Raw genomic sequence first — 20,360 nt, forward strand, 5'->3', positions numbered from 1 at the left:
TTTGGAAGATAAATTATCGGTCATTGCCAAAAATAGTTCTCCAAATGCTTAGTTGTCTGTGGTTAAAAAAAATTAGACATCTTGAGTATAAAATGTGAACTAATGACCAATGACCAATGACTAATGACTAATGACTAATTTAATTGTCCGTTTTGCCGAACCCAGTGATGCTCATACCTTATTTGCCTTAATTCAGGGACTTGCTGAATATGAAAAACTATCTGATGCTGTTATTGGTAATGCTGAAGCCCTCAAGGATCATTTATTTGGTTCACCAAAATACGTAGATGCAATCCTAGCCGAATTTGAAGGTAAGGCTGTAGGTTTTGCCCTATTTTTTCATAATTATTCTACATTTCTCACCAAGCCAGGAATTTACTTAGAAGATATCTTTGTTTTGCCGGAATATCGCCGCCAAGGTATTGGTAAAGCACTTTTGTCCAAAGTAGCCCAAATAGCTGTAGAAAGGGATTGTGGGCGCTTAGAGTGGAGTGTTTTAGATTGGAATGTGTCAGCGCAGGCATTTTACCGGAATATGGGTGCAGATATTTTAGAAGATTGGCGGATTTGTCGGGTGACTGAAAAGGATCTGACCAAATTAGCCACTCAAAAATGAAGTTTAAAGGATACAAGAGGAAATATAGCAAATCTCCCTTTTATCCTTCATTATTAATTTCTTTTTGCTCTTCTTCAATTTAAATTCATATAAGTTTACATTTTGCCTAAACCCTGAAGCTATCAATCAATTAATCTGAAATTCTCAATTATTTCAGCCAAGTTTGACAGCCTGTCGTTTGACTAATGCAACGAAATCAAATGAGAATTAGGGAGGATATTTGCACCGATTCAGACATTGTTGTCGAGAGAACACCAGATGAAAAAGATTGTCTCAGTATTATTATTAGGCATAGCTATCTTCAACTTTGCCTTCAGTAGTCCTGCTTTGGCCGCAGACGCAGCCAGTGGAGCTAAAGTATTTAGTGCTAATTGTGCTTCTTGTCATGCGGGTGGCAGAAATTTAGTTAATGCGAAAAAAACCCTCAAGAAAGCAGATTTGGAAAAGTACGGTATGTACTCGGCTGAAGCAATTGTTTATCAAACTACTAATGGTAAAGGTGCTATGCCAGCCTTTAAGGGTCGGTTAAAAGCAGAGCAAATAGAAAATGTAGCTGCTTATGTCCTACAACAAGCTGATAACGGCTGGAAGAAGTAAATTTACATCTAATTTGATGGTTTAACAATGTGCGGGGCTTTTTGTCCCGCTCAGTCTTTTTATTAGTAATTAGATTTAGTAACCACTGTACAACCAAAAATATCATCAGCATGGTAAATGGCTTTTCTTTAATATCTTAATATTTTCATAAATTCTCCATTCCATGAATAAAATAAATTAATTATTCCCTGCCTAAATAGAAAAATTCATCAAAGCATAGATGTTGTTGATATCATCTTTTAGTGGATTCTAAATCAAGAAAATAATTATCATAAATAGTCAGAAAATATGGAATTTTCAAGTGTCACTATAGAACAGCGCGAAAAAGAAGCTGAAGCATTAAAGACTTTTCTTTTCTTTAGTCTAATTGGTTCATTGGTATTACATATTGGGATACTAGCTTTAGCTATTAACAAATTTTTTCTCAAATTCCCTGAAGTTAGAGAAGAACCCATTGAAGTGACAATTCTGGAAACAATACCCCAGGAAGTAACCCAACTACCAGTAGAGATAAAATCTCCACAAAAGGTAAATTCCGGTGATGGTGGTGGAAATAAAGGTGGCGGAATTTCTACACCAACAGAAACAGCCCTGAATATGATTAAGTCTTCTGTCGCACCCATAACCAAACAGGCTCAACTAAAAATCACTACTAACCTTATCAGTAAACAATCCCAAACACTTACAAATCGTGAACCAGCGAAAACATTAACTCCTGTACAAACTAACCCAATAGAAAACACAACTCCTGAACCTGCGACAACACCACCCCCAGTAGAAACAAAACCAATACAAAAATTAGATGAAAACGCAAATACCCTAGCGTCTACTCAACCCCAAGTGCAGACAAAACCCACAAAAATCACACCATTAAAGTCAGAAACTCAACCTAATGCTAGTTCCAACAATATCCCTAGCAACTCCACCGCTTCCACACAGTTACCGCAGAATAAAAATATTTTAGGCAATTTAGGCGATCGCTCAAGAAATAGTTTAGGTACTGGAAACGGTACTGGTGTTGGTAATGGAATTGGAAATAGTACAGGTAATGGTACTGGTTCAGGTACTGGTGTTGGTAATGGAATTGGAAATAGTACAGGTAATGAAAGTGGGAATAAACCAAAATCAGAAAATACACCAATAGCTACCGCACCGAAACCTCCCATAGAAAACAGTTCTAAACTGAATCGTGCGGATTGTATACAGTGTCAAATTAAGTACCCAGATAGAGCCAGACAGCGTGGCATAGAAGGAAATGCAGAAGTCGCTATTGATACTGATAGCCGGGGTAATGTTACGCGAGTTCGGTTAGTCCGTTCCAGTGGTGATAGCGAACTAGATCAAGCCGCTCAACAAGCTGCACAAGAGTGGAAATTAACACCCACAGCAGAGGGAAGAGAAGGGGTAAGAGCCTCAGTTAACTTTGCCATTAAAGGATCACAGCGTCACCGTAAACTTCAAGAACGGCAAATACAAAAACAAAGAGCAACCACCAAAAAAAACCCTGAAAAAGCGACTTCTACCTCTACTCCTATCGAATCTCCTCAATATAATCAACAAAAAATAACTCCTATTATTACTGATATTCCCTCCGAAAATACAACTAAACAGAGAGAAGAATCTGCACCTTCTGAGAGTCAACAGATCTCACCACCAGCATCTGCAACTACATCACCTACTGAGTCTTAGAGGTAGATCTTCAAAGTATAGATATGGGAGGGATAATTCATGAATTACCCCATCTGACTAGAATGTAGGGTGGACAATGCCAACCATCATGTTAAATCAATAAATCTGTTAATCTTCGTGATCATCAAAGGGATCATCTAATTCCTGGCTTGGGGGTCCAAAAGATGTGTAAATTGCCATACCAGTAATAGCAACTAACGCCGCACAAAAGGAAATTCCAAGCACCGTAGCGGGTTCTAAGTCCATAAATTTAGATACATATTATCACAGCGATAATTATAGAATATTACAAAATTTAACTTATCGCACATTACATAGTTAAAGCATGATCATCTCACCCTCGTAAATTGGCCAAGGTATTGATACTCCGTAAATAATGTTATGCCCAATTTATTGACAAAATATTAAAAATATGTTAATAATGGATCTTTGTGGAAACTTTACCCTTTAATATAATCTCTTGGCTAACGTCATTGTCATAGGTGCCCAGTGGGGCGATGAAGGAAAAGGTAAAATAACTGACTTACTCAGCCGCTCCGCAGACGTGGTGGTACGTTACCAAGGGGGAGTGAACGCTGGGCATACAATCGTAGTCCAAGGTCAGACGTTTAAGCTGCACTTAATCCCCTCTGGTATTTTGTATCCAAAAACCGAGTGTATCATTGGCTGTGGAACAGTCATCGATCCGCAAGTCTTGATTAAAGAACTCGAACAACTAGAAGAATTAAATATTTCCACGGCTAATCTGTTGATATCTCAGACGGCTCATGTCACCATGCCCTATCATCGCATGATTGACAAGGCATCAGAGGAAGTACGGGGAAATCATAAAATCGGGACAACAGGTAGAGGTATTGGTCCTACCTACGCCGATAAATCTGAGCGGATAGGCATCAGGATATTAGACTTGATGGACACCGACGGACTCCGTGAGCAGTTAAAGTGGACGATAAACTATAAAAATACCATTTTAGAAAAGCTGTATAATCTGCCACCTCTCAATCCAGAAGAAGTGATTGAGGAGTATTTAGGTTATGCGGAACGCTTGCGTCCTTTCGTCGTTGATACATCGTTGAAAATCTACGATGCGGTTTTACGACGACGGAACATTTTGTTTGAAGGCGCACAAGGGACATTACTTGACCTAGATCACGGAACTTATCCCTATGTCACATCCTCCAACCCAGTCGCTGGGGGGGCTTGTGTGGGGAGTGGACTAGGACCAACAATGATAGATCGGGTAATTGGTGTATCCAAAGCCTACACGACAAGAGTGGGAGAAGGTCCTTTCCCCACGGAACTAGATGACGAAATTGGTGACTTGTTAGGCGATCGCGGTGCAGAATTTGGCACAACTACAGGGCGTAAACGTCGTTGTGGTTGGTTCGATGCGGTTATTGGTCGTTATGCAGTTCGCATTAACGGCATGGATTGTATGGCACTTACCAAACTTGATGTTCTCGATGAACTAGAGGAAATCAATGTTTGTGTGGCTTATGAAATTGATGGTGAACGCTGCGAACACTTCCCCACCAGCGCTCGTCTTTTCGCCCGTTGTCGTCCCATTTACAAAACTGTACCAGGATGGCAAGTGTCAACAAGTCACTGTCGTACCCTGGAAGAGTTACCACAAAAAGCACTGGACTATCTGAAATTCTTGGCAGAATTAATGGAAGTGCCGATTGCAATTGTTTCCTTGGGAGCAAGTCGTGATCAAACTATCATTGTTGAAGATCCTATTCACGGTCCCAAACGCGCACTGTTACAACCTAACAGTACACCAGTTTAATCAGTGGTCATTGGTCAGTGGCAAGATAACTGACAACTGACAACTGACAACTAACAACTCACAACTTAACAACTTAACAACTTATATGGCAATCACACTCGAATCTAAAACCCGCCCAGAAGGTAGCAAACCCAGAGCTTTGCGCCGTTCTGGATTAATTCCCGCCAACTTGTATGGTCACAACGGGATTGAATCAATTTCTCTAGTTCTTGACGCTAAAGTTGTAGAACGTTTGCTCAAGCAAGTTATTCCTAATAAAACCGAAGTGGAACTCAGCATTGCTGAATTAGAGTGGACTGGTACAACCGTGCTTCGCGAAGTTCAGATTCACCCAGCCAAAGGCACACCTTACCACATCAGTTTTTTTGCTGGTGCTAAAGGCTAAAATTCAGGTAATAATAACGAAGAGAACCAGGGTTAGCCCTGGTTTTTTTGTGGTAAAAAGGCAAGAGTATCAAAATCCCTCTTACCATTGACAACTGACAACTGTACGGGCGAAGCATTTGGAGAACTATTTTTGGCAATGACCGATAATTTATCTTCCAAATGCTTCGCCCCTACTAACACAAACCAATCTCCCAAATTTAATTTCACAAATGTTACAACCAGGATTTTATCCTCATTCTGTAACAGAACCAATTCAATTAATTCAAACTCATATTTCCTATGTCCTCCTCACAGGAGATTATGCTTACAAACTGAAAAAACCAGCCAACTTTGGTTTTTTAGACTTTTCCACCTTAGAAAAACGACAACATTTTTGTCAAGAAGAATTGCGCTTAAATCAACGTGGTGCAGGTGAATTATATTTAGAAGTTCTACCCGTAACTTTAGTTGGTGAACAATACCATTTAGGGGGAACAGGAGAAGTTGTAGAATATGCAGTAAAGATGCGTCAATTTCCCCAAGAAGCCCTTTTTAGTGAACTTTTTGCCAGTGGAAATTTGCAAGAAAGTCATTTGGAAGAATTGGGAAGAGTTGTCGCTCAATATCATGCTGAATCAGTCACAAACGATTATATTCGTAGTTTTGGGGAAGTCTCACAAATACGATTAGCAATTGATGAGAATTATCAGCAAACTCAAAACTATATTGGTAGACCTCAGACACAAGAGCAGTTTGAGGCAACAAAACAATATACAGATAACTTCTTTGTCCAACATCCAGAACTATTTAAAAGCAGAATTGACAATAACTATATTTGTGAATGTCACGGCGATTTACACCTCAGAAATATAGCTCTTTGGCATGACAAAATTATGCTATTTGACTGCATAGAATTCAATGAGCCTTTCCGGTTTGTGGATGTTATGTATGACGTAGCATTTACAGTCATGGATATTGAAGCCAGAGGACGAAAAGACTTAGGAAATGCCTTTTTAAATGCCTATGTAGAGCAAACTGGAGACTGGGAAGGTTTACAGGTATTACCTTTATATTTAAGCCGTCAGGCTTATGTGCGAGCTAAGGTAAATTCCTTTTTATTAGATGATTCTAACATCCCGGCTGCGGTAAAAGAAGAATCTGCAAAAACCGCATCTGCATATTATCGTCAAGCGTGGGAATATACTAAACCCCAACAGGGAAAACTGATTTTGATGTCGGGTTTATCTGGTGCTGGTAAAAGTACCACAGCTAAATATTTAGCCCGAAAACTCAATGCAGTTCATCTCCGTTCTGATGCTGTGCGTAAGCATTTAGCAGGAATTCCCCTCTTAGAAAAAGGTGGGGATGAAATCTATACACCGGAAATGACGCAAAAAACCTATAGCCGATTGTTAGCATTAGGAATTATACTGGCTAATCAAGGTTGGTCTGTAATTTTAGATGCCAAATATGATCGTCAGGATTTACGGGAAGCAGCTATTTCTCAAGCTACACAGCATCAATTACCTGTACATATTATCAACTGCACCGCACCGTTAGAAGTTGTCACAGAACGACTGCTGAACCGCACTGGTGATATTGCTGATGCAACTGCTGATTTATTAGCATCCCAAATCAAGCAATCTGAACCATTTACAAATCAAGAACAACCTTATATAACAGTTGTAGATACAACTCAACCGCTAGACACGCAATTATCAGAATTGATTTAATTTTTGTCTAGGAAGTCAGGGTTTAGCATTGCTCGTAAGTGTCAAATTAACCTAAAATTCATAGCCCGTCGGGGAATAAATTCCCTGTCTAATAGCTCAAGTCATCTAAAGATGACTAAAACAAACCAAAAATTTTTAGTGTACTTTAGTACACTTTGCTCGTTCCCATCCTCTGTATGGGAATGAATTCTAAAAGGCTCTGCCTTTAATAACATTTGAGGCAGAGCCTCCATGATAGCATTCCCAGTCAGAGACTGGGAACGAGATATAATTATTCTTTCTCCTGACTCCTAATCTTATGGCACCAAAAAATAATCTGCTAGGCGATATTTTCTCTTCTTCACCTAACTTTCTTTCTCAATTGTTGTTTGGATTATTTTTATTTATTATCTCCAGAATTGCTCATGCTTCAGTTCCTCTGAGTCTATTCATAGCCATTATGGGTGGTGTTACTTTGGGGTGGTTCACATTTGCCAATGATAATAGTCCTGAACCTGCTACAGTAGCCTCTAATGATGGTATTGATGCTGGATTAAAATATTGGTTGTTTTTTATGATGGGCTGCCTTTTCCTCGGTTATTCAGCCCCTATGAGTATTATATTCGGTGCTATTGCTGGAGTTGGTGGTGGCTGGATAATTGGTTGGTGGCGCAGTGAAGAAGCGTTACAAACTCAATTATCTGAGGAGATTGTGGAAGAAGAAGAGACAGAACAGCCCAGTGAGAGAAATGCGAAAAGACGCAAAAGAAAACCTACTAAACGTTTCCGTCGGGAATCTGCAACTTTCAATTTTCGCTTTTGGGAAAAGTAATTAATAATTAACTAATTATGTTTTTATATTTATCTAAAATCCTACCACTATTTTTTTACCCTTTGGGATTGGCAAGTGTGAGTTTAATAGTGGCTTTAGTAACTTTACGGAAACGTCCCCGGATTGCGACTATAGCTATTTCTTTATCTTTAGCTTTGTTGCTAATATGTAGTAATGCTTGGGTGGCTAAATCCTTGGTACGCAGCCTAGAATGGCAAAATATCCCTGCAACTCAAATCCCCAATGCTGAAGCCATTGTAGTCTTAGGTGGTGCAACTAAATCAGCAACTTGGCCACGGGTGACAGTAGATTTAAGTGAAGCCGGCGATCGCGTAATTTATGCCGCACAACTTTATTTTCAGAAAAAAGCCCCTATAATTATCCTTAGTGGTGGCCGGATTGATTGGCGCGGTAGTGGTTCGCCAGAATCAGCAGATATGGCAAATATTCTCACATCTATTGGTGTTCCAGCAACAGCAATTATTCAAGAACCTGATTCTTTCAATACTCATGATAATGCTGTCAATGTCCGTAAAATTCTTGAAGCTCGTCAAATCAAAAAAGTATTATTAATTACCTCAGCAGCCCATATGCCGCGATCGCTCAAAATTTTTCACCGTCAAGGTATGGATGTCATTCCCACACCAACCGATTTTCTTGTTAGTCAAGGTGAATTTCAAGAACTTACCAGCACTCCAAAAGCCGCAATTCTCAATTTACTCCCTGATACTGAAAATTTAGACCAATTCACAAGTGCATTAAAAGAATATATTGGTACTTTTATTTATTGGTTACGAGGTTGGTTATAATAATTCATGAAATCAGAATTAATATTCCCAAGTATAATCAAATTAAGTTTAAATAACAAGGAGTGGAAAAGATGTTGTTAGAATTAAAGCGCATCCATGTACCACCAGGACAAACAGTAATATTGCAAGATGTCACCTGGACAGAATTAGAAACTATTCTTGAAGAATTAGGAGAACATCGTGCAGCGCGAATTGCTTATGACAAGGGAATATTAGAAATTATGGCACCATTACCAGAACATGAAGACGATAAAGAAATTATTAGTGATTTAGTTAAGGCTTTATTGGAAGAATTAGACATTGAATTTAGATGTCTTGGTTCTACCACATTTAAAAATCAATTTATGGAAAAAGGGATAGAACCTGATCAATGTTTTTATATTAAAAATGAAGCTTTAATTCGAGGAAAAAAGCGATTAGATCTAACAATAGATCCTCCACCAGATTTAGCCTTAGAAATTGATATTACTTCCCGCACTCATGCAAATATTTATCAAGCCTTAAAAGTTCCAGAATTATGGCGTTTTGAGAATAGTAATTTAAGAATAAATATCTTACAAGATGGGAATTATCTAGAATCTCAGTCAAGTTTTAATTTTCCTAATTTACCTTTAATTGCAGTAATTCCCCAATATCTTCAACAAAGTAAAACCGCCGGGAGAAATGCGACACTTAAAGCCTTTAGAAATTGGGTAAAACAGCAACAGTTATCCTCTGAGTCTAAATAAATGACAACAACATTTCTGGCAAAAATCATTACCATAGAAGAATTCTTAAAACTGGGTTTTATTGATGAGTCACCAGCATGGGAATATATTAACACAGAAGCAATTCAAAAACCTATGGGCGGAGGTAAACACAGTTTATTACAAAAAAGATTAGTTGCAGTAATTGACACAGCAACAAGTGATTATGAAGCATTTCCAGAACTGCGGTGTAGCTGTGGTAATCGTTCCGTAGTTCCTGATATTGCAGTTATTGATAATAATCAAATACCATTAGATGAAAGCGGTGATATTATTAGCAGTGGGATTAATTTTGCACCAGCTTGGGTAATTGAAATTCTGTCACCGGCTCAAAGTCAAACCAAGGTAACTGGCAATATTTTACATTGTATTAAACATGGTACAAAACTTGGATGGTTACTTGATCCAAGTGAGCGTTCAATTTTAGTTTATCAGCCTCATAGTTTACCAGATTTATTAATTGGAACAGATATATTACCAGTTTTAGAAGGAGTGAATTTAATCATCACAGTTGAGGAAGTATTTGCTTGGTTGCAAAGGAGAAAGTGATGGATTTAACCCTCAAAAATAACTTGATTATTCAACCAAACAACTAAATCAGCTTTACTGGTAAAATCTAACAACGCTAAACCTAAATTCTCCAAATCTTCCACAGACAACTGATTAATTTTTACTTGTAAATCCTGACTAACTCCACCTATACGCCGTTCAAGTAAACGCATTACAAAATTGAAAATTACCTCATAACGAACTTCTTGATAATATCTGGTATTTTTTAAATCACTAATACTAAACATTCTTGCTAACTCCTGGGAACTGAGACGGGGTAATTTAGTTTAACCATCTGCAATATTTTGATTATTCAACCAAGTAACCAAATCAGCTTTACTGGTAAAATCAAACAAAGCTAAACCTAAATTCTCCAAATCTTCCACAGATAACTTATTGATTTTTACTTGTAAATCCTGACTAACTCCACCTATACGCCGTTCAATTATACGCATAGTGTAATTTAAAGCCTCCTCATAACGGACTTCTTGATAATATCTGGTATTTTTTAAATCACTAATACTAAACATTCTTGCTAACTCCTGGGGACTGAGACGGGGTAATTTATAGGAAATAATAGTCTGGATTAAATCTAGCAAATTTTTCTGCAATCTTTCATCCGGTAAATCTGATCTTGCTTGTGATAATAAATTTCTCGCTAAAGCTGGAACTTCTTTTTCTTTCTCCACCACTAACTTAATAATACCTAATCCCAAGGATGTTTGTATATCCACCAGTTCATCCAAATATAACCGAGTTACCAATGGACTTTCTAGCAAATAGCGATATGGTTCTATTTCCGTCGGTTCTATACTACGTTTAGCAAATAAAACCACAGCTTGCCAGGGTGTAGTAGAAGCATAGAGATGTAAATAAAGAAAAATCTCTGAAAAAAAGCGAGAATAAAAATCCTCATCTCTTTGAAATTGTACCTCCACAAAATAAATAGGTATTTTTTATTGATTATTTGTAGGTAGAAATACACCATCAATTCTAAACGCTGTTTGTTTTAGTTCTACAGAGGCAAAATCATAAGCATTTGCTTCACTAGGGGGTAAATTAATTAATTCAAAAAAAGATTGCGGTAAGGTTTGAAAAATACGATAAAAAATAGAATCGGTTTTCATGAATATTGCTATTAAATATTTTTGTAAATGTTGAGTTAAGAGGAACTATGAAATATGATACAATAACAACTATGCAAAATATCATATTAATTTCAACACACTAAAATTTAAGCTATGAATCCGCGATTGGTTGATTCCCTTGTTCAAGTAATTGAAGCACTTTCCCCAGAAGAAAGAAAACTTTTAGAAAGTCGTCTTAAACTAAAGGCAGTGCAGAAAACACCCGGAGTTTGTGGTGGCCATGCTTGTATTCGTAATACCCGCATTCCCGTATGGGTTTTGGTTTCGTTGCGTCAGCAGGGAGCAAATGATAGAGAATTATTAGAAAATTATCCCAGTCTCACACCTGAAGATTTGATAGCAGCTTGGGAATATTATCAACAGCATACTTCAGAAATTGATCTGGTTATTCTTACTCAAAATGAGGATGATTAATGGTCAGACTGTATGCTGATGAAAACTTTCCTCTAGCAATTGTGCGACAATTGCGGCAGATGAAATATGATGTGCTTACTTCCTACGAAGCAGGACAAGCAAATCAAGGAATTCCAGATGATGAAGTTTTGGCTTTTGCGACTCAGGAGAAACGAGTTTTAGTTACACTAAATCGAGATGATTTTATTGCACTTCATCGAACAGGAATTTCTCATACTGGCATTATTATCTGTAAAGATGATCGAGATTATTTAGGACAATCTCAAATACTGCATACTTGTCTGAGTGAAAATCCAGATTTTGCTAATCGGCTAATTAGAATTAAAAAAAATAATCAACCGAAATCGGGAATACAGGTTTTCATTTACCAAGAATATAAGAGATAGTAAATATTTATATTTATCAAAAAGCTGACTTTTAATTTATCAGCTAATAAATAAACCTTCCTTTCTTATCTATATAACGTTCTTGTTCGTCTATCATTACTCTTGCGATACCTTTAGAAAAGTCCCAAGCTTCATCAAATTGAGGTGGGATAATAAACTGTCCACTTTTGCCAATATAGCCCCATATTTTGTCTATCATTACTCTTGCTAAACTTTCAGAAAAGTCCGCAGCAATATCAAATTGAGGTGGGATAATCTAAACTTTCAGAAAAGTCCGCAGCAATATCAAATTGAGGTGGGATAATTAATTTCCCATTTTTGTTAATATAGCCCCATTTTTCGTCTATCATTACTCTCGCTAGACCTTCAGAAAAGTCCCAAGCTTCCTCAAACTGAGGTGATATAACGAACTGTCCACTCTTGGCAATATAGCCCCATTTATTGTCTATCGTTACCATTGCTAAACCTTCGGAAAAGTCCCAAGCACAATCAAATTGGGGTGGGATAACAAACTGTCCACTTTTGCCAATATAGCCCCATTTTTCGTCTATCATTACGCTTGCGATACCTTCAGAAAAGTTATCAGCTTCCTCAAATTGGGGTTGAATAACTACCCGTCCTGTCTGGTCTATATAGCCATACTTATCACCAATCTTGATAGGATGTAGTGAAGTAATAGGAGATTCTGACGGTAAACCAGCTTGCTTTAAAGCTTGTAATGCTTCATGAGCATCTGTATATCTATCCTTATGATGATATCTGACCATCTTGGTTAGAATATCTGCCAGTGGTTCACTTATTTGAGCTTTTTCTCTCCAAATAACCTCAAGTGTATTGGGATCTTTTTGTAATTGGTGAGGTGAAACTCCAGTTATTGCTTCAATTGCTGTCATCCCCAGAGCATAAATATCACTGCATAATTTAGGATGTCCATTAGACTGTTCATTTGGCATATAACCGCGAGTACCAATTGGAATAGTGCTGCTTATTTTTCCTTGAGCATTCACTTCCAAAGTGCTGATTTCTTTAACTATTCCAAAGTCAATCAAAACAAGTTTATTATCAGAATAACGGCGCATTAAATTTAATGGCTTGATATCCCGATGAATAACATTTTGTTCATGGACAAAACTTAGCACTTCCAAAATTTCTTCTAAAAGGTGAATTACCTCAGCCTCACTCCATTCTTGACCTGAAGTTATTTCATAACTCAAATCTTGTCCATCTATGTATTCTTGAACAAGATAAAATTTTCTATTTTCCTCAAAAAAGTCGTAGAGTTCAGGAATTTGGGAATGGTTTTTTCCCAACTTGAATAAGATTGCTGCTTCCTTTTTAAATCTTTCTTCTGTATTGATTTCTGGTGTTGAGGGTCTGATAAGTTCTTTAATAACACAGTTATATTGGGGAGTAACAGGCAAATCAACCGGGTATTCAGCTAAATAGGTTTTGCCAAACCCCCCTTTTCCTAACTCCTTAGTAATTTTGTAACGCCGTCGTAATGTTTGCCCAATCATAATGATACAGAAGCATTTATGTAAATTTTGGCATAACTATGCTACAAAAGACAATTAATTATTGACACTTTGCAGAATTAAACTAAAATTTATCCCCCTCCATCACAAAACGAAGGGGGATAAAACATTAAGCCGTGAAATACTTAGCCGCAGGGTGATAGGTAATAATTGCCGTTGTCGACTGTTCAGGATATAATTGCTCACTTTCATCCATGTGCATCTTCATCCTATCAACCCCCAACAACTCCAACTGCTTATACTGATCTTGGATATTCGGACAAGCCGGATAGCCGAAACTATACCGAGAACCTTGATAACGCTGCGCCAACATATCCCGAATATTATCCGGTTCAGAATCACCAAAACCTAACTCCCGGCGGATTCTAGCGTGAGTCCATTCCGCCAAAGCTTCCGCCACCTGTACAGCCATACCATGAAAATACAGATAGTCAGTGTATTTATTATCGGCAAATAGCTTTTGTCCAAACTCCGTTGCAACTTCCCCTACAGTCACCGCTTGCATAGGGAAAACATCAATAATTCCCGACTCCTTCGGTGCAAAAAAATCTGCAATACATAACCGATTAAAAGACCTCTGACGGGGAAACTCAAAACTAACTCTTACCTCCGCGTCCTCTGCGTCTCTGCGGTTCGTTTCATAAATCAACAAACTGTTCCCCACAGACTGACAAGGAAAATAGCCATAAATCACTTGAGGATGTAATAAATTCTCCTCAATAATGCGCTGTTTCCACTCTTCTAAAACTGGATAAACCTTATCAGCTAAAAACGCCTGATATTCCTCCTTAGATTGTTCCTTGGGCTTGCGGAATTGCCATTGTCCAGCTACCAAAGCTTGCAAATCTAAATACCAGAATAATTCCTCCAAAGAAATATCATCAGGTTGTAAAAACTGCGTTCCCCAAAAAGGTGGATTTGGACGTTCAATATCTACCGCTACTGCTTCAGAACGCCGAGTATCTTTTTCTTTTGGTTCAACAGGTGTTTTATCTTTAACAGGATTATCTACTGTTTCTTGATGTCCATTAGTTGATTCTGCAACTTCATCCAAAAATCCCGTTGAATCTTCCCAATTACCTGCTGTTTTTGCAGGCATTAACTTATCCATGAAATGCAAATCAGAAAACGCATCTTTGCCATAAATAACCTTACCTTTGTAGGTATTTTGGCAATCCTGATTCACAAACTTAGGAGTTAAAGCTGCACCACCTAAAATTACCGGGACAGTAATTCCCTTTTCATTAAAAGTCTGTAAATTCTCCTTCATGAAAGCGGTGGATTTTACTAACAATCCACTCATGGCAATACAATCAGGTTTATGTTGTTCGTAAGCTTGAATGATGTTTTCTACAGATTGCTTAATTCCCAGGTTAATCACCTTATAACCATTGTTAGATAAAATGATATCTACCAGGTTTTTACCAATATCGTGAACATCACCTTTGACAGTGGCAATTACAAAAGTTCCTTTCGCATTATTCCCAGATTCCGACTTTTCCATAAACGGTTCTAAATAAGCAACCGCAGCTTTCATGGTTTCGGCAGATTGTAATACAAAAGGTAATTGCATTTGTCCAGAACCAAACAATTCACCCACAACTTTCATTCCGTCTAATAAGAAAGTATTAATGATTTGTAAGGGAGGATATTGTTCTAAAGCTTTTGTCAATTGGGTTTCTAAACCAATGCGTTCACCGTCAATAACATGACGTTTTAAACGTTCTTCAATGGGTAAACTGGCATCAATTCCCGTATTCCGTTTAGTTTTGACTCCGGCAAAAATTGTGGTTAATTCTCCCAAGGGGTCATAAACGCAGACATTACCATCAAATTTACGTTCATCATAAATTAATTGCCGACAAACTTCTTGATGTTGCGGTTCAATCTTAGCCAGTGGTAAAATTTTACTCGCGCTGACAATTGCTGCATCCATGCCCGCTTGCATAGCTTCATGCAAAAACATCGAGTTTAGTACCATCCGCGAGGCGGGATTTAAGCCAAAAGAGATATTGGAAACGCCTAACATGACATGACATCCGGGCAATTCTTGGCGAATGCGGCGAATTGATTCAATGGTAGCTTTACCATTGGCTCGATCTTCTTCAATCCCAGTAGAAATCGGTAGAGCTAAAGTATCAAAGAATATTTCTGTAGGCGCAATCCCATATTCTACAGCTTGACGGTAAGCCCGTTGGGCAATTTGAAACTTTTTCTCTGCTGTCCGCGCCATACCATCTTCGTCAATTGTCCCAATAATGACACCAGCACCGTATTTTTTAGCTAATTCTAGCACTTTCAAAAATCGGTCTTCGCCATCTTCATAGTTGGTAGAATTGAGTAAACACTTACCACCAGCTACCTTTAACCCCGCTTCCATTTTTTCCCATTCGGTGGAATCCAGCATTAAAGGTAAAGTTACATTATTGACAACACGAGAAACTAACTCGTGCATATCACGTACGCCGTCACGTCCCACATAATCAACGTTGATATCAAGGATATGTGCGCCTTCTTTTACCTGACTCCGCGCCATTGAGACTAAACCATCCCAGTCTTCAGCGTTGAGTAAGTCACGACATTTTTTAGAACCACTGGCGTTAAGACGTTCACCGATAATCAAGAAAGAATTTTCTTGTTCATAGGGTTGAGTCGTATAAATTGATGCGGCTGATGGTTCTAAAATTGGTTGTCTAACTTTTGGTTTTAACTCCTTGGCAATTTCCGCCAATTGTTGAATATGTGCTGGTCGTGTCCCACAGCAACCCCCAATCACTTGGACACCCAAATCTTCGATAAAGTGCATTAACGCCATGCGTAATTCTATGGGCGTAAGTTTGTAATGTGCTTGACCGCCAACGTTTTCCGGTAAACCCGCATTAGGAATACAGGAAACTACGAATGGGGAATGTTCTGATAAATACTTGATATGTGGTTTCATCAAGTCGGGACCAGTAGCGCAATTTAAACCGAGAATATCAATGGGGTAAGATTCGAGAATGGTAACTACGGCGTTGATTTCTGTACCTACCAGCATTGTTCCCATGCTTTCCATAGTTACAGACACCATTAAGGCTCTTCTTTCCCCTTTTTTAGCAAAAACTTCCTCAATCCCATTTAATGCGGCTTTAATTTGCAGCACGTCTTGGCAGGTTTCCACGAGGAATAAATCCACACCACCATCAAATAAGGCTTCTGCTTGTTCAGCAAAAGAGGCTTTCATGGTGTCAAAATCAATATGTCCCAAAGTCGGAAGTTTGGTGGTTGGACCAATAGAACCAGCTACAAATCGGGGTTTTTCCGGGGTGGAAAATTCCGCAGCTACACTTTTGGCAAGTTCGGCGGCTTTCTTCGTGAGATAGTAAGCTTGGTCCGCTAAGTCATATTCTGCTAAAACTATGGACATAGAGCCAAAGGTATCAGTTTCAATGACATCAGCCCCAGCGGCGAGAAAATCACGGTGAACCTTAGCGACGGCTTCGGGTTTGGTGTGGACTAGATACTCGTTACAGCCTTCATATTGTGCGCCTCCAAAATCTTCAGCGGTAAGATTTTGGGTTTGCAGGTTTGTACCCATTGCACCGTCAAAGACGATAACGGGACGTTCGGGACTATGTAGGTGTTTGAGAAAGGGATGGGTCATAATTGTGTGAAAAAATAGAGTTATTTTTGTAATACTAGACTTAATTTACAGCAGGAGTCAGAAGTCAGGAGTCAGGAGTCAGGAGGAAGAAAATTATTTACCAATTACCAATTACCAATTACCAATTACCAATTACCTGTTCCCTGTTCCCTGTTCCCTGTTCCCTACTTAAAATAGTGAAACTTTCAGATTTAAGCAGTCCATTACCGAAAACAGTATCTACTACCATGTCTGTTAATTCTAAACTCTACGAAGGCAAAGCCAAAATTCTTTACGCAACAGATGATCCAGAGGTTTTGTTGGCTGATTTTAAAGACGATGCTACAGCCTTTAATGCTCAAAAACGGGGCAGCATTCAAAACAAGGGCATGATTAACTGTAGTATATCTAGTCAACTGTTCCAACAATTAGCAATCCAGGGGATTAAAACTCATTTTATTGATAGTCCAGCCCCCAATCTGATGAGAGTTAAAGCTGTAAAAATTATCCCCTTAGAAGTGGTGGTGAGAAATATTGCGGCTGGTAGCCTGTGTCAACAAACTGGGTTAGCACTAGGGACTGTGTTATCACGGACTTTGGTGGAATTTTATTATAAAGATGATAATCTAGGTGATCCTTTACTGACAAGCGATCGCTTATTTCTCCTAGAATTAGCCACACCGGAACAAGTTGCTCAAATTACTCATCTTGCATTGGAAATCAACGAATTTCTGAAGCAGTTTTGGGAAAAATGCCAAATTACCTTAGTGGACTTTAAACTTGAATTTGGCATGGATTCACAACAGCAAGTGCTTTTAGCCGACGAAATTAGTCCCGATACCTGTCGTTTATGGGACATAGCCGAAACCGATACTAACCGCCGCATTATGGATAAAGACCGTTTTCGTCGGGACTTAGGAAACGTAGAAAATGCCTATCAGGAGGTTTTGCAGAGAGTATTAAAAGTAGTAGAAAGCTCCAAAGTCGAGTAAGTAATTTTTCCAGTAATTAACAAATAATGGTGTGTGGTAGTGAAGAGAAATATGATTAAAAAACATTTAACACCCGGATTAATGGCTATGGTAGCCATGACCGTCCCTTTAGCAATTTCTGTCAAAGCAAATGCCCAAACTACTGATAGTCACCCACAGACCACAGAAGTTTTGACAGTAGCAACAAACCAGCCAGAAACACAGAATCTTGTCAAAGGTGATGCTAGTGAAAATCCAGCATCTTATCCCCTGGTAGCACCAATAGTTGGAGAAAGAGAATCTCACAAATTTTCCCCTCTTATTAAAGCTTTAAAGTCCAACTCAACATCAGTAGATCAGGGATCTGTAATTATACCCAACTCCACAATAGTTCCCATTACAGCACAGGCTGAACCAACTCAGAAAAAACCAGATCCTTCAACAACATCACCCACAACCATAAAAAAGGGATCTGAGGTTGTCCCCAAACCGACAATAGTTCCTAAAAAAACACCAGTTCCCCTAGTAAAACCGACTCAACCTCCTGCGACTGAATCCAATCAAGACAAACTAAATCCGCCAACAGTAGCACCCACACCCAATCCAGAAGCAACCGAAGCCCGCGTATTGGTGTCAGAGGTAGCAATTAAATCAGAAACAGGACAAATCACCCCGGAACTAGAAACCCAAGTTTATAAAGTAATTCGCACCCAAGCTGGACAAACAACCACCCGTTCCCAACTGCAAGAAGATATCAGTGCGATTTTTAGAACTGGGTTTTTCTCCAATGTCCAAGCATTTCCAGAAGATACCCCCCTTGGTGTGCGGGTAAGTTTTATTGTTACCCCCAATCCCATTCTCTCTAAAGTAGAATTAGAAGCCAATCCTGGTACGGGTGTAGCCTCTGTCCTTCCTGCTGCCACAGCCAACGAAATATTTAGCAGTCAATATGGCAAAATTCTCAACTTGCGGGAATTAAACGAAGGCATTCAGAAATTAACCAAACTTTATCAAGACCAAGGTTATGTACTTGCCAACTTAGTTGGAGCGCCCAAAGTCTCAGAAAATGGCGTTGTCACCCTCCAAGTGGCAGAAGGGGTTGTAGAAAGCGTTAAAGTCCGATTCCGGAACAAAGATGGTGAGTTCGTAGACGACAAAGGCAACCCAATTCGCGGACGGACAAAGGATTATATTATTACGCGGGAATTAGAATTAAAATCAGGAACAGTATTCAATCGAAATACAGTACAGAGAGATTTAGCGCGAGTATATGGACTTGGATTGTTTGAACCACCTGATACTGAGCCTATATCCCTTGCTCCTGGTAGTGACCCCAGCAAGGTAAATGTACTAGTAAATGTAACTGAACGTAATAGCGGTTCTATTGCTGCTGGGGCGGGAATTAGCTCTGCTAGTGGTTTATTTGGAACTATCAGCTATCAGCAGCAAAACCTGGGGGGCAGAAATCAAAAATTGGGGACAGAGGTACAGTTAGGAGAACGAGAACTACTATTTGACCTGCGCTTTACTGATCCTTGGATTGCTGGTGATCCTTATCGCACTTCATATACGACAAATATTTTCCGTCGTCGTTCTGTTTCCTTGATTTTTGAAGGTAAAGATAAGAGTATTGATACCTTTGATCCTAACAATATTACGGATACAAATCAACAAGATCGCCCCCGGATTACCCGGTTAGGTGGTGGTGTCACCTTTACCCGTCCCCTTTCCCGCAATCCTTTCAAAAATTCCGAGTGGCTGGCTTCCGCTGGACTCCAGTATCAACGGGTTTCCGGTCGTGATGCTGACGGTAATTTGAGAAAGGAAGGAGCGATATTTAATAGTAGTGGAAATATCATCAGTGATAAAACTCCTCTCACTCTTTCGTCTTCAGGAGAAGATGATTTATTACTATTGAAGCTGGGCGCACAAAGGGATCTCCGCAATAATTCCTTACAACCCACCAAAGGTTCTTTCCTCAGCTTTGGAGTTGATCAATCTGTACCTATAGGCACAGGTAGTGTTTTTATGACTAGGCTTAGGGGTAACTATAGTCAGTATCTACCGATTAAATTACTTAGCTTTAGCAAAAAACCCCAAACTTTGGCATTTAACCTGCAAGGGGGGACAATCTTTGGGGATGTACCCCCCTATGAAGCCTTTACCCTAGGTGGTAGTAATTCAGTTCGCGGGTATGATGAGGGCAGATTAGGCACTGGTAGTAAGTATGTCCAAGCTGCTGTTGAATATCGCTTTCCGGTTTTCTCGGTTGTCAGTGGCGCACTATTTTTTGACTATGGTAGTGACTTGGGAAGTAGTACCCAATCTGCACAATTGTTAAAGAAAAATGGCAATGGCTATGGCTATGGTTTAGGTTTGCGGATACAATCTCCACTCGGACCAATTCGCATAGATTACGGTGTCACTGATGAAGGTGATAGTCGGATCAATTTTGGCATTGGGGAAAGATTTTAAATTGGTCAGTAGGGGCGAAGCATTTGGAAGATAAATTATCGGTCATTGCCAAAAATAGTTCTCCAAATGCTTCGCCCGTACAGTGGTCAGTGGCTAAGAATTTG

The 20,360-nt window shown here is 39.0% G+C and carries 21 protein-coding genes and 1 pseudogene; 14 read left to right on the forward strand and 8 right to left on the reverse strand.

Annotated elements, in window-relative coordinates; translation table 11 throughout:
* Positions 1 to 130 precede the first annotated feature (130 nt).
* From AN490_RS17070 to AN490_RS17080, 3 genes are all read left to right on the forward strand, one after another.
* Complete coding sequence (locus AN490_RS17070; protein ID WP_148764524.1) at positions 131 to 616, forward strand: GNAT family N-acetyltransferase; 486 nt, start codon at positions 131 to 133, stop codon at positions 614 to 616.
* A gap of 258 nt (positions 617 to 874) precedes the next feature.
* Positions 875 to 1,213 (forward strand): cytochrome c6 PetJ, encoded by a 339-nt coding sequence (gene petJ, locus AN490_RS17075; protein ID WP_300005787.1) that lies wholly within the window; start codon positions 875 to 877, stop codon positions 1,211 to 1,213.
* 288 nt (positions 1,214 to 1,501) lie between these two features.
* Positions 1,502 to 2,902, forward strand: coding sequence for an energy transducer TonB (locus AN490_RS17080; RefSeq protein WP_300005790.1), 1,401 nt, complete (start codon positions 1,502 to 1,504; stop codon positions 2,900 to 2,902).
* A gap of 108 nt (positions 2,903 to 3,010) precedes the next feature.
* Here the strand turns inward: AN490_RS17080 and psbN are convergent, their stop codons facing one another.
* Entirely contained in the window at positions 3,011 to 3,148 is a 138-nt protein-coding gene (gene psbN / locus AN490_RS17085; RefSeq protein WP_015083402.1) for a photosystem II reaction center protein PsbN, read from the reverse strand.
* Positions 3,149 to 3,362: 214 nt separating this feature from the next.
* Between psbN and AN490_RS17090 the strand changes: the two genes are divergently transcribed.
* Together AN490_RS17090 and rplY are read left to right on the forward strand one after the other, a co-directional pair.
* Positions 3,363 to 4,691, forward strand: coding sequence for an adenylosuccinate synthase (locus AN490_RS17090; protein ID WP_300005795.1), 1,329 nt, complete (start codon positions 3,363 to 3,365; stop codon positions 4,689 to 4,691).
* 85 nt (positions 4,692 to 4,776) lie between these two features.
* Entirely contained in the window at positions 4,777 to 5,076 is a 300-nt protein-coding gene (gene rplY / locus AN490_RS17095) for a 50S ribosomal protein L25 (protein ID WP_213719795.1), read from the forward strand.
* A 32-nt stretch (positions 5,077 to 5,108) separates the two neighbouring features.
* Here the strand turns inward: rplY and AN490_RS17100 are convergent, their stop codons facing one another.
* A complete protein-coding gene (locus tag AN490_RS17100) occupies positions 5,109 to 5,258 on the reverse strand; it encodes a hypothetical protein (RefSeq protein WP_300005798.1) in 150 nt (49 codons plus the stop codon).
* Between the two features lie 29 nt (positions 5,259 to 5,287).
* On the opposite strand from AN490_RS17100, the gene AN490_RS17105 reads away from it, so the two are divergent.
* From AN490_RS17105 to AN490_RS17125, 5 genes are all read left to right on the forward strand, one after another.
* Positions 5,288 to 6,790 carry an AAA family ATPase gene (locus AN490_RS17105; protein WP_300005801.1) on the forward strand — a complete coding sequence of 501 codons (1,503 nt, stop codon included), beginning with the start codon at positions 5,288 to 5,290 and terminating at the stop codon, positions 6,788 to 6,790.
* 298 nt (positions 6,791 to 7,088) lie between these two features.
* Positions 7,089 to 7,601 carry a hypothetical protein gene (locus AN490_RS17110; RefSeq protein ID WP_148764532.1) on the forward strand — a complete coding sequence of 171 codons (513 nt, stop codon included), beginning with the start codon at positions 7,089 to 7,091 and terminating at the stop codon, positions 7,599 to 7,601.
* A gap of 17 nt (positions 7,602 to 7,618) precedes the next feature.
* Positions 7,619 to 8,410 (forward strand): YdcF family protein, encoded by a 792-nt coding sequence (locus AN490_RS17115; protein ID WP_300005805.1) that lies wholly within the window; start codon positions 7,619 to 7,621, stop codon positions 8,408 to 8,410.
* A 71-nt stretch (positions 8,411 to 8,481) separates the two neighbouring features.
* Positions 8,482 to 9,138, forward strand: a complete 657-nt coding sequence (locus AN490_RS17120) for a Uma2 family endonuclease (protein ID WP_300005808.1) — start codon at positions 8,482 to 8,484, stop codon at positions 9,136 to 9,138.
* Positions 9,139 to 9,705, forward strand: a complete 567-nt coding sequence (locus AN490_RS17125) for a Uma2 family endonuclease (RefSeq protein WP_300005811.1) — start codon at positions 9,139 to 9,141, stop codon at positions 9,703 to 9,705.
* 5 nt (positions 9,706 to 9,710) lie between these two features.
* Here the strand turns inward: AN490_RS17125 and AN490_RS17130 are convergent, their stop codons facing one another.
* The 3 genes and pseudogenes from AN490_RS17130 to AN490_RS17140 form a co-directional block, all read right to left on the reverse strand.
* A complete protein-coding gene (locus AN490_RS17130) occupies positions 9,711 to 9,953 on the reverse strand; it encodes a DUF4351 domain-containing protein (RefSeq protein ID WP_254435659.1) in 243 nt (80 codons plus the stop codon).
* 39 nt (positions 9,954 to 9,992) lie between these two features.
* A complete protein-coding gene (locus AN490_RS17135) occupies positions 9,993 to 10,235 on the reverse strand; it encodes a DUF4351 domain-containing protein (RefSeq protein ID WP_300006171.1) in 243 nt (80 codons plus the stop codon).
* 6 nt (positions 10,236 to 10,241) lie between these two features.
* Positions 10,242 to 10,832, reverse strand: a pseudogene (locus tag AN490_RS17140) (Rpn family recombination-promoting nuclease/putative transposase); the annotation flags it as partial.
* Between the two features lie 114 nt (positions 10,833 to 10,946).
* Between AN490_RS17140 and AN490_RS17145 the strand changes: the two are divergent.
* Entirely contained in the window at positions 10,947 to 11,267 is a 321-nt protein-coding gene (locus AN490_RS17145; RefSeq protein WP_300005817.1) for a DUF433 domain-containing protein, read from the forward strand.
* Positions 11,267 to 11,653 (forward strand): DUF5615 family PIN-like protein, encoded by a 387-nt coding sequence (locus AN490_RS17150; RefSeq protein WP_300005820.1) that lies wholly within the window; start codon positions 11,267 to 11,269, stop codon positions 11,651 to 11,653. The genes AN490_RS17145 and AN490_RS17150 overlap by 1 nt, the downstream gene beginning before the upstream one ends.
* Positions 11,654 to 11,696: 43 nt before the next feature.
* Here AN490_RS17150 and AN490_RS17155 read toward each other — a convergent pair whose 3' ends face one another.
* From AN490_RS17155 to metH, 3 genes are all read right to left on the reverse strand, one after another.
* On the reverse strand, positions 11,697 to 11,909 hold the full coding sequence (locus tag AN490_RS17155; RefSeq protein ID WP_366925053.1) for a WG repeat-containing protein: 213 nt from the start codon (positions 11,907 to 11,909) through the stop codon (positions 11,697 to 11,699).
* On the reverse strand, positions 11,890 to 13,170 hold the full coding sequence (locus AN490_RS17160; protein WP_300005826.1) for a WG repeat-containing protein: 1,281 nt from the start codon (positions 13,168 to 13,170) through the stop codon (positions 11,890 to 11,892). The genes AN490_RS17155 and AN490_RS17160 overlap by 20 nt, the downstream gene beginning before the upstream one ends.
* A gap of 127 nt (positions 13,171 to 13,297) precedes the next feature.
* A complete protein-coding gene (gene metH / locus AN490_RS17165) occupies positions 13,298 to 16,831 on the reverse strand; it encodes a methionine synthase (protein WP_300005829.1) in 3,534 nt (1,177 codons plus the stop codon).
* Positions 16,832 to 17,058: 227 nt separating this feature from the next.
* Here metH and purC point away from each other — a divergent pair, with 227 nt between their 5' ends.
* The gene (purC, locus tag AN490_RS17170; protein ID WP_300005832.1) at positions 17,059 to 17,802 is read left to right on the forward strand and encodes a phosphoribosylaminoimidazolesuccinocarboxamide synthase; all 744 of its coding nucleotides are present in this window, start codon (positions 17,059 to 17,061) and stop codon (positions 17,800 to 17,802) included.
* A gap of 51 nt (positions 17,803 to 17,853) precedes the next feature.
* The gene (locus AN490_RS17175; RefSeq protein ID WP_300005834.1) at positions 17,854 to 20,256 is read left to right on the forward strand and encodes a BamA/TamA family outer membrane protein; all 2,403 of its coding nucleotides are present in this window, start codon (positions 17,854 to 17,856) and stop codon (positions 20,254 to 20,256) included.
* Positions 20,257 to 20,360: the final 104 nt, after the last annotated feature.

It is taken from the genome of Anabaena sp. AL09 (assembly GCF_001672255.1).
GTDB lineage: Bacteria > Cyanobacteriota > Cyanobacteriia > Cyanobacteriales > Nostocaceae > Dolichospermum > Dolichospermum lemmermannii.